General features: G+C 73.4%; 9 protein-coding genes. 5 read left to right on the top strand and 4 right to left on the bottom strand.

Going from position 1 to position 13882, the window contains the following annotated elements; genetic code table 11:
* Positions 1 to 312: 312 nt before the first annotated feature.
* Positions 313 to 3033, top strand: a complete 2721-nt coding sequence (gene polA / locus ABZ990_RS23975; protein WP_361235098.1) for a DNA polymerase I — start codon at positions 313 to 315, stop codon at positions 3031 to 3033.
* 95 nt (positions 3034 to 3128) lie between these two features.
* Here polA and ABZ990_RS23970 read toward each other — a convergent pair whose 3' ends face one another.
* The gene (locus ABZ990_RS23970) at positions 3129 to 4043 is read right to left on the bottom strand and encodes a DUF4184 family protein (protein ID WP_361235095.1); all 915 of its coding nucleotides are present in this window, start codon (positions 4041 to 4043) and stop codon (positions 3129 to 3131) included.
* Positions 4044 to 4235: 192 nt separating this feature from the next.
* On the opposite strand from ABZ990_RS23970, the gene ABZ990_RS23965 reads away from it, so the two are divergent.
* The 3 genes from ABZ990_RS23965 to ABZ990_RS23955 all read left to right on the top strand — a co-directional run bounded on the left by ABZ990_RS23965 (position 4236) and on the right by ABZ990_RS23955 (position 7515).
* A complete protein-coding gene (locus tag ABZ990_RS23965; RefSeq protein ID WP_361235092.1) occupies positions 4236 to 6197 on the top strand; it encodes a lytic transglycosylase domain-containing protein in 1962 nt (653 codons plus the stop codon).
* A 200-nt stretch (positions 6198 to 6397) separates the two neighbouring features.
* Positions 6398 to 6538: an SPW_0924 family protein gene (locus tag ABZ990_RS23960; protein WP_361235089.1), complete on the top strand. Its 141-nt coding sequence runs from the start codon at positions 6398 to 6400 to the stop codon at positions 6536 to 6538.
* Positions 6539 to 6549: 11 nt separating this feature from the next.
* On the top strand, positions 6550 to 7515 hold the full coding sequence (locus tag ABZ990_RS23955) for a DUF3068 domain-containing protein (protein WP_361235086.1): 966 nt from the start codon (positions 6550 to 6552) through the stop codon (positions 7513 to 7515).
* On the opposite strand, the gene ABZ990_RS23950 is transcribed toward ABZ990_RS23955, so the two are convergent.
* The 3 genes from ABZ990_RS23950 to ABZ990_RS23940 form a co-directional block, all read right to left on the bottom strand.
* Complete coding sequence (locus ABZ990_RS23950; protein WP_361235084.1) at positions 7502 to 8020, bottom strand: GNAT family N-acetyltransferase; 519 nt, start codon at positions 8018 to 8020, stop codon at positions 7502 to 7504. The genes ABZ990_RS23955 and ABZ990_RS23950 overlap by 14 nt on opposite strands.
* A 412-nt stretch (positions 8021 to 8432) precedes the next feature.
* Positions 8433 to 11000 carry an ATP-dependent helicase HrpB gene (gene hrpB, locus ABZ990_RS23945; RefSeq protein ID WP_361235081.1) on the bottom strand — a complete coding sequence of 856 codons (2568 nt, stop codon included), beginning with the start codon at positions 10998 to 11000 and terminating at the stop codon, positions 8433 to 8435.
* A 138-nt stretch (positions 11001 to 11138) separates the two neighbouring features.
* Positions 11139 to 11972 carry a methyltransferase domain-containing protein gene (locus tag ABZ990_RS23940; RefSeq protein WP_361235079.1) on the bottom strand — a complete coding sequence of 278 codons (834 nt, stop codon included), beginning with the start codon at positions 11970 to 11972 and terminating at the stop codon, positions 11139 to 11141.
* Positions 11973 to 12332: 360 nt separating this feature from the next.
* Between ABZ990_RS23940 and rpsA the strand changes: the two genes are divergently transcribed.
* Positions 12333 to 13835 carry a 30S ribosomal protein S1 gene (gene rpsA / locus ABZ990_RS23935; protein WP_361235076.1) on the top strand — a complete coding sequence of 501 codons (1503 nt, stop codon included), beginning with the start codon at positions 12333 to 12335 and terminating at the stop codon, positions 13833 to 13835.
* The last annotated feature ends 47 nt before the right edge of the window (positions 13836 to 13882 follow it).

Here is a 13882-nt window from a genome sequence, read left to right as displayed (position 1 = left end):
CTCCGATCCTGTCACGGGTCATGGGAAGACGGCCACGCGCGGTCCAGCGGGGTGGCCGGGGACGGTGCGTACCCGGTCCGTACCCGGTCCGTGGCCGGTTTGCCGGGTGGCCCGCGCGTGGGGGCCGCCCCGCCGTCACGGTCCGTACGCCATGGAAGGGGAGACGGCCCGTACGCCGCCGTACGCACCCCGCACGCGGCCGGCCACAGCCGCCCGCCCGCGCCGAGGCCCCCGCGCGCCCACCCCGTACATCGCCCGGCGCCCCCGGCCCGCGTGGACGGGAATGTCCGTGGCGCGTGGCAGGATCGTTCCGTGGCCGAGACAGCAGCGAAGAAGACCGATGTGACCGAAGCGAACCGCCCGCGCCTGCTCCTCATGGACGGGCACTCCCTGGCGTACCGGGCGTTCTTCGCGCTGCCCGCGGAGAATTTCACCACCGCGACGGGGCAGCCGACGAACGCGATCTACGGGTTCGCGTCCATGCTCGCGAACACGCTCCGTGACGAGGCGCCCACGCACTTCGCGGTCGCGTTCGACGTGTCGCGCAAGACCTGGCGTTCCCAGGAGTTCCCCGAGTACAAGGCGAACCGCTCCAGCACCCCCGACGAGTTCCGGGGCCAGGTCGAGCTGATCGGCGAGCTGCTGGACGCCATGCACGCGCCGCGCTTCGCCGTCGACGGGTTCGAGGCGGACGACGTCATCGCCACCCTCGCCACCCAGGCCGAGGCCGCCGGCTTCGAGGTCCTCATCGTCACCGGCGACCGCGACTCCTTCCAGCTGGTCACCGAGCACACCACGGTGCTGTACCCCACGAAGGGCGTCTCCGAGCTGACCCGGTTCACCCCGGAGAAGGTCCAGGAGAAGTACGGGCTCTCGCCCTCGCAGTACCCGGACTTCGCGGCCCTGCGCGGCGACCCGTCCGACAACCTGCCCGGCATCCCGAAGGTCGGCGAGAAGACCGCCGCGAAGTGGATCAACCAGTTCGGCTCCTTCGCCGAGCTGGTCGAGCGCGCCGACGAGGTCAAGGGCGTGGCCGGCCAGAACTTCCGCGACCACCTGGAGTCGGTGAAGCTCAACCGGCGGCTGACCGAGATGGTCCGTGACGTCGAGCTGCCGAAGACGGTCGAGGACCTCGCCCGCGAGCCGTACGACCGCAAGGCGATCGCCCTGCTCCTGGACACCCTGGAGATCCGCAACCCCTCGCTGCGCGACCGGCTCTTCGCCGTCGACCCCGGCGCGGCCGAGGAGGCCGCCGCCGCGCCGGAGCCCGGTGTCGAGCTGGACTTCTCGGTCCTCGGCTCCGGCGAGCTCGCGCCGTGGCTGGAGACGCACGGCGCCGCGCCGCTCGGCGTGGCCACCGTCGACAGCTGGGCGCTCGGCACCGGCAACGTGGCGGAGGTCGCCCTCGCCGCAGCCGACGGCGCCGCCGCCTGGTTCGACCCGGCCGAGCTGGACGAGGCCGACGAGCGGGCCTGGGCCGGCTGGCTCTCGGACGCCGAGCGCCCCAAGGTCCTGCACAACGCCAAGGGCGCCATGCGGGTCTTCCCCGAGCACGGCTGGAGCGTCGACGGCGTCACCATGGACACGGCGCTCGCCGCGTACCTGGTCAAGCCGGGCCGCCGCACCTTCGCCCTGGACGCGCTCTCGCTGGAGTACCTGGGCCGTGAACTCGCCCCGGCGGCCGCCGCCGACGGCCAGCTCGCCTTCGGCGCCGAGGACACCGCCGAGGCCGAGGCCCTGATGACCCAGGCCCGGGCGATCCTCGACCTGGCCGACGCCTTCGACGACAAGCTCGCCGAGGTCGGCGCGAAGGAACTGCTCCACGACGTCGAGCTGCCCACGTCCGTCCTGCTCGCCCGGCTGGAGCGGCACGGCATCGCCGCCGACCGCGACCACCTGGAGGCCCTGGAGCAGCAGTTCGCGGGCGCCGTGCAGCAGGCCGTGAAGGAGGCGCACGCCTCCGTCGGGCACGAGTTCAACCTGGGCTCGCCCAAGCAGCTCCAGGAAGTCTTCTTCGGCGAGCTGAACCTGCCCAAGACGAAGAAGACCAAGACCGGCTACACCACGGACGCCGACGCGCTCGCCTGGCTCGCCGGCCAGACCGAGCACGAGCTGCCGGTCATCATGCTGCGGCACCGTGAGCAGGCCCGGCTGCGGTCCACCGTCGAGGGCCTGATCAAGACGGTCGCCGCCGACGGCCGGATCCACACCACCTTCAGCCAGACCGTCGCCGCGACCGGCCGGCTGTCGTCCACCGACCCCAATCTGCAGAACGTGCCGGTGCGCACGGACGAGGGCCGCGCCATCCGGCACGGCTTCGTCGTCGGCGAGGGCTTCGAGACCCTCATGACCGCCGACTACAGCCAGATCGAACTGCGGGTCATGGCCCACCTGTCCGAGGACGAGGGCCTGATCGAGGCGTTCACCTCCGGCGAGGACCTGCACAACACGGTCGCCTCGCAGGTCTTCGGCGTCGACCGGTCCGCCGTCGACCCGGAGATGCGCCGCAAGATCAAGGCCATGTCGTACGGGCTGGCGTACGGCCTGTCCGCCTTCGGCCTGTCCCAGCAGCTGGCCATCGACCCCGGCGAGGCCCGCGGTCTGATGGACACCTACTTCGAGCGCTTCGGCGGGGTACGGGACTATCTGCGCCGGGTCGTCGACGAGGCCCGCGCCACCGGCTACACCGAGACGATGCTCGGCCGCCGCCGCTACCTCCCGGACCTCAACAGCGACAACCGGCAGCGCCGCGAGGCCGCCGAGCGCATGGCGCTCAACGCCCCGATCCAGGGCACCGCGGCCGACATCGTCAAGATCGCCATGCTGAACGTCGACCGGGCCCTGACGGAAGCGGGTCTCACGTCCCGCATGCTCCTCCAGGTCCACGACGAAATCGTCCTGGAGATCGCCCCCGGCGAGCGCGAGCGCGTCGAGGAGCTGGTCCGCACCACGATGAGCGAGGCGGTGGACCTCCGGGCCCCGCTGGACGTGTCGGTGGGCGTGGGCCGGGACTGGGACTCGGCCGCGCACTGAGCGGGCGCGAATGAGGAGGGGGCGGGACCCGGCCGGGTCCCGCCCCCTCCTTCTGTGCCGGTACGCCGGTACGTACGTCTGTACGCCCCGCGCCGTCAGCGCCTCGGGCGGACCGGCTCCGGGCGGGCCGGTTCCGGGACGTGCGGCGAGCCGGGGACGGCGACGCCGCCGGCCGGTGCGGTCCGGGGCGCCGTCGTACGCGAAGGGGCGAGCGCCCGCAGCCGCATCGCGGCGGCGTACAGCACCAGCCCGGCGACGAGCCCCGCGCCCACTCCGAAACAGAGGGTCGGGACGATGTCGAGCGGCGTGTGGGCCCAGCCCCAGTAGGCGTACCAGCGCAGCACCCGATGGGCCGCCACGGCCAGTACGCACACCGTGATCAGCGCGACGGCGAGCAGCCGGCCCCGGTCGCCGAGGGCGTCCGCGGCGGCCGGCCGGGGCGTGTCCACCGCCGCGGTCCGCAGTTCCCGGACCGCCCACCACACCAGCACCACCGCGGCGAGCGCCGAACTCCCGTACTGCAGGAAGAGATAGCCGGGCAGCCCGGCCGTCACGGTCTCGCCGAGCACCGGGACGATACGGGTGCCCCACCGGTCGTGGTGGGTGAAGGCGTCCCACCCGACGTGCGTGGCCGACCCGATGACCGCGGACACGGCGGTCCAGCACACCAGCGCCACCGGCCGCCGCTCCCGCCACGGCCGGCCCCGCACCGCGCCGTACACCCGGCCCCGCCACCGTCCGGGCAGCAGCGCCACCAGCGGTTCGCGCAGCATCAGCCACAGCGCCACCAGGACGCCCGTGATGAGCACGTCGACGGTCACGATCCCGAGCGGCGAGTGCGTGACGCTCCCGAACTCCATCGCGCCCGGGACGGCGCTGGCGGCGAAGTACGTCGTGTCGGGCGCGAAGGAACCGGCGACCAGCGCCGACGCCACGAGCGGCCCGCGCGCCGTGCCGCCGCGGCGGATGCCCGGCAGTACGGCCGCGGCATGGCTGAGTGTGAATGGCACGCGTGTCCCCCTCGTCCGGCGTGGCCCCAGTATTCAGGACGTTCCGGGGGCGGTCCCGGGGCGGCCCGAGTGGTGACGAAACCGTGAAACAGGGGCATGACCCGGTGTTCCGCCGCCCGGAGTTGACATATGGTCGGCGAGTCGGACCCGCGCCTATGGCGCGGATGGGGTATTCGGGGAGGGACCACACGTATGGCAGGGCAATTGGGCCACCGGCTGCGCAGGGGAGCCGCCAGTGGTGCGATCGTGGCGGCGGCCGTCGCCGCACTCGCCGCCTCGCAGGCTCCGGGGAACGACATCCCCCCGTCGACGGACACCACCGGCGGCGAGGTACCGATCGGCGCGGACGGCACGACGGCACCCCCGGCGGGTTCGGCCTCCGGCGACTCGCCGTACTTCACCGCCCTGCCGCCGCTGAACTCGCCGAACAAGCCGGGCGCCACCGTGCCCATCACGCCGATCGTCACCGGCCCCGCCGAGGCGGGCATACCCGCGACCGTCCTCGCCGCCTACAAGCGCGCCGAGGAATCGATTCGCTCCACCGACCCCGGCTGCAACCTGCCCTGGCAGCTGCTCGCCGGCATAGGCAAGGTCGAGTCCGGGCACGCGAACGGCGGCCGGGTCGACGCCGTCGGCACCTCGTCCCCGGCGATCCTCGGTCCCGTGCTGAGCGGCGGCGCGTTCGCGAACATCCCCGACACCGACGGCGGCGCCTACGACGGCGACGCCACGCACGACCGGGCGGTCGGCCCGATGCAGTTCATCCCGTCCACCTGGGCCACCTGGGGCCAGGACGCCAACGGCGACGGGCGCAAGGACCCCAACAACATCTACGACGCCGCCCAGGCCGCGGGGCTCTACCTGTGCGCCCACGACCGCAACCTCGCGGTCAAGGCCGACCTGGACCAGGCCGTCCTCAGCTACAACCACTCCCGCGAGTACCTGAACACGGTGCTCTCCTGGGCCGAGTACTACAAGCGCGGCACGCACCAGGTGCCCGACGGCACCGGTGTGCTCCCCGTCGGCCGCAGCGACGGCCGGGTCCGTACGCCCGTCACCACGACTCCGGGCACGAAGACGCCGTCGGCGTCGAAGCCGCCCGTCACGAAGCCGACGACGCCGGCCAAGCCGGGCACCACCCCGAAGCCGCCCACCAAGCCGACCGAGCCCACCACGCCCACTCCGCCGGCCACCGACCCGGCGACCGCGGCCGCGACGATCGAGAACGCCACCGCCGGTCCCCTCTCCGCCACCGCGGGCAGTGTCTTCACCAACCGCCCGGCGGTCCGGATCCTCGACAAGGCGGGCAAGCCGGTCGAGGGCGCCCGGGTCCGCTTCCGGATCGGCGCCGACACCGACATCCGCTTCACCCTCGGCACCCTGCGCGAGATCGTCCTCGTCACCGGCGCCGAAGGCTGGGCCGCCACGCCGGAGCTCAGGGCCGGCGAGAAGACCGGGGACTTCGGCGTCGTCGCCGACGTGGTCGGCAGCGCCGCGAAGGCGGTCTCCTTCAAGGTCACCGTCACCGAACGGCAGGCCGACACCCTCACCCGGGTCGACGCCAAGGACCTCTCGGCCACCACCGGCGGGCAGTTCGCCGACGAGGTACGGGTCAAGGCCACCGACGGCGGCAAGGCCGCCGCCAAGGTCGCCGTCACCGCCACCTTCGTCACCTCGGCGGACGCCGACGCGAAGCCCGCCACCGAAGGCCCCTCCTTCAAGGCCGCCGACGGCACCGCGATCCGCACGCTCACCGGCCTGAAGACGGACGCCGACGGTGTCGTCACGCTGCCCGAGATCTTCGCGGGCGACAAGACCGGCACCTTCGTCCTGCGGCTGACCGCGCCCGGTGGCGGCACGGCGACCGTCGAACTGAAGGTCACCGCCCCGGACCCCGAGCAGACCCCGGACCCGACGCCGACGCCCACACCGTCGCCCACGACGCCCGGCCCGGCGCCGTCCGCGACGAAGTCGGCCGCGCCCTCGGCCAAGCCCACGGCGGCCGCCACGGCCAAGCCGTCGGCGACCGCGTCCGCGAAGCCGTCGGCCACCGCCTCGGCCGCCCCGTCGCCGTCGGCATCCGCCGGCGCGTCGGCCACGCCGTCCGCCTCGCCGTCGGCCACGAGCGAGCCGAAGGCCACGACCGGCTCCTGACCGACCCCTCCCGTGCGCGCCGCACCGGCGCGGACAGGAGGAGCGCTTCCCGCCGCCCCCGCGTCCCGACCACCGGACGCGGGGGCGGCGTTCGCGTATGGCCCCCCCGGGACCGGGTACGACGGGTTCTCATCTCACGGCCGCGTTGCTACGGTGCCCCGACCTGACGCCGTATCAGATCGAGCACCGGGAGGCCGGCCATGCGCGCCCTCGCCGCCACCGCCATCGGACTCGCGCCGGTCCTGCTGTTCATGCTGCTCGTCTCCTTCGTGGATCTGCCGCCCGACGGGCCCACCTCGCCCCGCCCCCTGCTGACCGCCGTCCCCGGCCCCCGGAAGTAGGGGGACCGCCCGTGCGCCGCCGTGCCGCCCTGGTCCTGCTCTCCCTCGCGGTCTTCTGCGCCGCGATGGCCCCCGCCCTGCACTGGTACGCCTTCCCGCGCCTCGCCAGGATCCCGCCGAACCAGTACCAGGTGACGGTCCTGGAGGCGAAGCCCGCCACCCTGCTCGACTACACGACCCTCAAGGCCAGGACGGTCGACAAGATCACGATCGTCCAGACCCTCAAGGGCGACGTCGAGGCGGCCAAGAGTGTCGAGCGCGCCACCGGCCGGGACGTCGTCGTCTGGGACTCCCTCTCCTATGTCGCCGGGCCCGACGGCGCGATGGTCTCCAAGATCCCCGAGCGGTACGTCTTCGACGCCCACACCCAGGAACCCGTCCACGCGGCCGGCGAGACGGTCGACGGCGACCCGGTCCGGCGCGAGGGCATCGAGTTCAAGTGGCCCTTCCTCACCGAGAAGCGCGACTACCAGTACTTCGACGCCCAGACCCGCACCGCCGCCCCCATCCACTACAAGGGCACCCGGGTCTTCCGCGGCCTGGAGGTCTACTACTTCGAGCAGACCGTGCCCTGGACCGAGGTCCCGATGCCCAAGGCCATGCCGGTCAAGGGCATCACTCCCGAGGTCCTCGCGCAGACCGGCCTCACCCGCTGGTACACCACCCGGCGCATGTTCTGGGTCGACCCCGTCACCGGCGCCCCCGTGAACGGCGAGGAGATCCACCGCGAGGAACTCCGAGGCGCCCGTGCCCTGTTCGGCCAGGACACGGTCACCGTCTTCGCGGGCCATGTGAAGATGCGCGAGGACAGCGTCACCGAGGTCGTCGACCTGGTCCGGGCCAACCGGCTGAAGGTCCTGTTGCTCGTCTCCTACCTCCCCTGGAGCCTCGCCGGTCTCGCCCTCCTTCTGCTCGCCCTCTCCCTTCGGCTCGAAGCCCGCTCCCGTACGCGGCGCCGCGGGGTCACCGCGGACTGACGAGGTCGGTGCGCGGGTCGATCGCCCAGTGGTTGCTCCGCAGCACCCGGCCGGCGAACGGGACCTCCTGTTCGCCGACGAGACGGAAGCCGAGCGACCGGCAGATGCCGTTCGAGGCGCCGTTGCCTATCGCGGGGAACGCGTGCACGACCCCCCAGCGGCCCTCGTCCCGGGCCCGCTCCAGCAGGGCCCGCGTCGCCCGCTTGGCCAGACCCCGGCCCTGGAACCCCGGCAGGACCATCCAGCCGATCTCCGACAGGGGCCCCTCTTCGGTGTCGTGCGACCAGACGACCACCGTCCCGGCCACCACCTCGGGAGCGCCCTCGTCGGGAACGATCATCTTGATCCAGGAGACGTCCGCCGCCGCGTCCCGGGCGTCCCTGCGCACCTTGTCGGCCTGGAGCTCACGCGGCACCGGGCCGCCGAGATCGGCCATCATGACCGGGTCGCACCGCATCCGGATGTACGCGTCGACGTCGTCCGGTGTGACATCACGCAACTGCATGGAGTCCTCCTGCTGTCGATTGCTCTCGGTTGCCGTCGGTCGTGCTCGGCCGCAAGGCCGCATGACCCGGGCCGCCGCCGCGCCGCGGGCCCGATCTCGCCCACAGCGGATCGTGGGCCGCCCCACTCGCGCGGGGCCGGAGTCCGGACAGGGGCCGCCCCACTCGCGCGGGGCCGGAGTCCGGACAGGGGCCGCCCCACTCGCACGGGGCCGATGTCCGGGCCGGCAACGGACTCCGGCGCCCCCGGGGTCGTCCCACCCGCGCGGGACGCCGGGCGAGCAGCCCCTCTCGACGACAGGCCCCCTCGACGACCGACCGACCGACCGGCCGTCCTGTCCGCGCCGCACGCCGGCCGTCCCGCCCGGGCCGCACGCCGGCCGTCCCGTCCGCTCCGGACGCCGGGCGCCCCGGTCACCGCTCCCGTCCCTGCCGCGCGCTGGTGTGCCGGGTCGGCACCGCCGCCGAGGGGTCCTCCGGCCACGGGTGCTTCGGATAGCGCCCGCGCAGCTCCGCCCGCACCGCCCGGTACCCCTCCCGCCAGAACGAGGCCAGGTCCGAGGTCACCGCCGCCGGCCGCCCGGCGGGGGAGAGCAGATGCACCAGGACCGGCACCCCCGAGACCCTCGGCGTCTCGGCGAGCCCGAACATCTCCTGGAGCTTCACCGCGAGCACCGGCCGCTCCCCGCCGTAGTCCACCCGGATCCGCGAACCGCTCGGCACCTCGATCCGCTCCGGCGCCAGCTCGTCCAGCCGCCCCGCCTCGCCCGTCGCCCACGGCAGCAGCCGCCGCAGCCCCTCACCGGCGTCGATCCGCCCCAGATCCGCCCGCCGCCGGGCCCGGGACAGCTCTGGCTCCAGCCACTCCCCGGCCCGGTCGAGCAGCGCCTCCTCCGTCACCTCCGGCCACGGCTCGCCCCGCTCCCGGTGCAGAAACGCCAGCCGGTGCCGCAGCTCCCCGGCGTCCCGGCTCCAGCGCAACAGCCCCGTGCCCTCCCGGCGCAGCCCGTCCAACAGGGCCTCCCGCACCAGCCCCGGGTCCGCCTCCGCGCGCAGCGGCCGTACGGTCAGCTCCACCGCCCCCAGCCGCTCCACCGACCGGGCCACCACCTCGCCGTCCTCCCAGTGGACCTCCTCGGCCGCCCGCAGCAGATGCCCCGCCGCGCGCCGTGCCGTCTCCTCGTCCACCACCGCGGCGAGCCGCACCCGGGCCGTGGCGTTCTGCGCCGTCCGGTCCGCGACCGCGACCGCCAGCCACCCGGGGGTGCCCAGCCGGGAACCCTCCGCGAGCCGCGCCCCGGTCCCCGACACCATCAGATAGCCGCCCCGCTCCCTGGCCCTCGCCACCCGTTCGGGGAACGCGAGCGCCGTCACCAGGCCCGCCACCGCGTCCTCACCCCGGCCCGCCGGGCCCGCCGCCCCCGCCGGCCCGGCGCCCGTACCCTCGCCGCCGGTGCCGACCGCCCGCTCCAGCCGGCGCACCTCCGCCTTCCAGCGGGCCGCGTATCCGTCGCCGCCCCGGCGCGCCTCGTGCCAGGCCGCCGCCAGATCGTCCCCGTACTCCCGGGGCGGCTCCTCGCTCAGCAGCGCCACCACCTCGGCCGCCCGCCGGGCACCCGCCCCGGCGGCGCCGTCGAGCAGCGCCCGCGCCAGCCTCGGGTGCAGGCCGAGCCCGGACATCCGCACCCCGCGCTCGGTGGCCCGCCCGTCCCCGTCCACCGCGCCGACCGCTTCGAGCACCGTGCGCGCGGCGGCCATCGCCCCCGCCGGCGGTGTGTCGAGCAGCGCGAGCCCCGCCGCCGAAGGGTCGCCCCAGCAGGCCGCGCGCAGCGCGAAGCCCGTCAGATCCGCGATCCTGATCTCGGGGGAGGGAAAGCGCGTGCGGCTGCCGTCCTCCGCCTCCGCCCAGCAGCGGTAGACCACCCCGTGCGCCTCGCGCCCCGAGCGGCCCGCCCGCTGGGTCGCCGCCGCGATCGACACCGGCACCGTGGCCAGCGAACCGAGGCCCCGCGCGTGATCCATCCGGGGCTCCCGGGCGAGCCCCGAGTCCACCACGATCCGCACCCCCGGAACGGTCAGGCTCGACTCGGCCACCGAGGTCGCGAGCACCACCCGGCGCCGCCCGTCCGGACCGGACCCGCGCAGCACCGCGTCCTGCACCGAGGCGGGAGCCCGCCCGTGCAGCTGCAGCACCTCGGCGTCCAGGTCCGCGAGCAGCCCCGCCGTCCGCGCGATCTCCCCCGTACCGGGCAGGAAGCACAGGACGTCGCCGTCGTGGGCGTCCATCGCCTGCCGGACCGTCGCCGCCACATGCCGCAGCAGCGCCGGATCCACCCGGGTGCCGTGCGCCGGCCGGATCCCGGCCGGCGGCGCGGCGAACCGCACCGCGTACCCGTATCCCTCGCCCTTCGCCCATACGACCGGCGCGGGCCCGGTCCCGTCCAGAACGGTGAGCAGCTCCGACCACGCCTCGGCGTCACCGGTGGCCGACGCCGCGATCAGTTTCAGCTCGGGCCGCAGCGTCGCCCGTACGTCCACCAGGAACGCCATCGCCGTGTCCGCGTCCAGATGCCGCTCGTGGCACTCGTCGAGCAGCACCGCGTCCACCCCGGCCAGCTCCGGGTCGCGCTGGAGCCGCTGGAGCAGGATGCCGGTCGTCACCACCTCGACCCGGGTCGCGGGCCCGGTCCGCCGCTCCCCGCGCACGGAGAAACCGACGGACGCGCCGACCTCCTCGCCCAGCAGCCACGCCATCCGCCGGGCCGCGGCCCGCACCGCCATCCGGCGCGGCTCCGCCACCAGCACCCGCCGGACCGGGCCGTCCCCTCCTATGAGACCCGCGAGGGCCAGCGGGACCAGGGTGGTCTTGCCCGTCCCCGGCGGGGCGTGCAGCACGGCCGTGCCGCGCTCCTCGAGCGCGCCGAGCAGCTCGGGGACGGCATGGCGGACGGGAAGACGGTCGAGCGCGTCGTATCGGATCACGCGTTCAGTCTCGTACGGCCGGCCGGACCCCGGCGTTCGTTGTCCACAGGCCCCGCCCATTAGTCGTACTGATGGGCGGGGCCTGTGGACCGGCGGGTCGGCGTACGGACCGCGGAAGGTAAAGGGCCTTGGGGCCCCTCAGTCGTCGGCGCGCTCGCAGACGAAGATCGCCGTGCCGGGGATCAGATTCCCCCGCAGCGGGGACCAGCCGCCCCACTCCTGGCTGTTCCAGGCCGGCCACTCCGGCTCCACCAGGTCGACCAGCCGGAAACCGCCGGCCACCACGTCCCGTACCCGGTCGCCGAGCGTCCGGTGGTGCTCGACGTAGACCGCGCGCCCCCGCTCGTCCTGCTCCACGTACGGCGTCCGGTCGAAATACGAGGCCGCCACCGACAGGCCCTCCGGCCCCGGCTCGTCCGGGAACGCCCAGCGGATCGGGTGGGTCACCGAGAACACCCACCGGCCGCCCGGCCGCAGCACCCGGCGCACCTCGCGGAAGACCCGCACGGGGTCGGCGACGAACGGCACCGCGCCGTACGCCGAGCACGCGAGGTCGAAGGAGCCGTCCCGGAACGGCAGCGCCCCGGCGTCCGCCTCCACCAGCGGCAGGCCCCCGCCGATCCGCAGCGCGTGCTGGAGCTGCCGGTGCGAGAGGTCGAGGGCCACCGGCCGGGCCCCTTGCGCGGCCAGCCAGCGCGAGCACTGCGCCGCGCCCGCCCCGATCTCCAGGACGTCGAGTCCCTTGAGCGACCCGGCCGGGCCGAGCAGACCCGCGTCCGCCTCGTCGAGTCCCTCGGGGCCCCATACGAACCGGTCGTCCCCGAGGAACGCCCCGTGGTCGGTCTGGTACTCGTCGGCGTTGCGGTCCCACCAGCCCCGGCTGGCCCGGCTGCTCTCCGCGTCCCCCGCGTCGCGCCGGGTGGCCTCCGCCTCTTCCTCGGGGCCGTCTTCCTGTCCGTACTCTTGGTTCATCTCGTCCGTCGATGTAGTTTGCGGTCGAAGCCGTGGCGCGTGAAGCGACACGGCCGCCCCGGCCAGGACGGCCTGGGCTGGCGTGAGTTGTGCCGGAAATGCGGCGACCCGCCCCGGGTGAGCGCTTCGCGCATTGACCCTTTCCGGCCGTCCCCGTATGCTAAAGGTTGCGCTGCGGGCCTGCGCGCTTCAGACAGAGCAGGCCGCGCTCGCATCTGTTGCATGTCCCCTCGGTTTTCGAGGTACCTCCCGGCGACGGGATCGGTGCTTCTTTGGCTGGCCGGCTTCTTCAGCTGCGATACGGGCTCTCGGCGTAGCAGTACCTACGACTTCAATGTCCGCACCGGAGCCCTTTCCCACATGACGAGCAGCACCGAGACCACCGCCACCACCCCGCAGGTTGCGGTCAACGACATCGGTAACGAGGAAGCCTTCCTCGCCGCGATCGACGAGACGATCAAGTACTTCAACGACGGCGACATCGTCGACGGCGTCATCGTGAAGGTCGACCGGGACGAGGTCCTGCTCGACATCGGTTACAAGACCGAAGGTGTCATCCCGAGCCGCGAGCTCTCGATCAAGCACGACGTCGACCCGAACGAGGTCGTCAAGGTCGGCGACGAGATCGAGGCCCTGGTTCTCCAGAAGGAGGACAAGGAAGGCCGCCTGATCCTCTCGAAGAAGCGTGCCCAGTACGAGCGCGCCTGGGGCACCATCGAGAAGATCAAGGAAGAGGACGGCATCGTCACCGGTACCGTCATCGAGGTCGTCAAGGGTGGTCTCATCCTCGACATCGGCCTCCGCGGCTTCCTCCCGGCCTCCCTGGTCGAGATGCGCCGTGTCCGCGACCTCCAGCCCTACGTGGGCAAGGAGCTCGAGGCGAAGATCATCGAGCTGGACAAGAACCGCAACAACGTGGTCCTGTCCCGCCGTGCCTGGCTCGAGCAGACCCAGTCCGAGGTTCGCCAGACCTTCCTCACGACCCTCCAGAAGGGTCAGGTCCGCTCCGGCGTCGTGTCCTCGATCGTCAACTTCGGTGCCTTCGTGGACCTGGGTGGCGTCGACGGTCTCGTTCACGTCTCCGAGCTGTCCTGGAAGCACATCGACCACCCGTCCGAGGTTGTCGAGGTCGGCCAGGAAGTCACCGTCGAGGTTCTCGACGTCGACATGGACCGCGAGCGTGTCTCCCTGTCGCTGAAGGCGACGCAGGAGGACCCGTGGCAGCAGTTCGCCCGTACCCACCAGATCGGCCAGGTCGTTCCGGGTAAGGTCACCAAGCTGGTTCCGTTCGGTGCGTTCGTCCGCGTGGACGAGGGCATCGAGGGTCTGGTCCACATCTCCGAGCTGGCCGAGCGCCACGTGGAGATCCCGGAGCAGGTCGTCCAGGTCAACGACGAGATCTTCGTCAAGGTCATCGACATCGACCTCGAGCGTCGTCGCATCAGCCTCTCGCTGAAGCAGGCCAACGAGTCCTTCGGTGCCGACCCGGCCTCGGTCGAGTTCGACCCGACCCTGTACGGCATGGCCGCGTCCTACGACGACCAGGGCAACTACATCTACCCCGAGGGCTTCGACCCCGAGACCAACGACTGGCTCGAGGGCTACGAGACCCAGCGCGAGGCCTGGGAGACCCAGTACGCCGAGGCGCAGCAGCGCTTCGAGCAGCACCAGGCTCAGGTCATCAAGTCCCGCGAGGCCGACGAGGCCGCCGCTGCCGAGGGTGGCGCCGCCGCTCCGGCCGGTGCCCCGGCGGGCGTGTCGGGTGGCTCCTACTCCTCGGAGTCGGACGACAACGCCGGCGCCCTGGCGTCGGACGAGGCTCTCGCCGCCCTGCGCGAGAAGCTGGCCGGCGGCCAGAGCTGAATCAGCTCGTTCGCTGACCCGCTCCTGTAGCCGGTACGAGGCCCGTC

This window comes from Streptomyces sp. NPDC046203 (assembly GCF_040646255.1).
Classification (GTDB): Bacteria; Actinomycetota; Actinomycetes; order Streptomycetales; family Streptomycetaceae; genus Streptomyces.
This window is presented reverse-complemented; position numbering and strand designations above follow the sequence as displayed.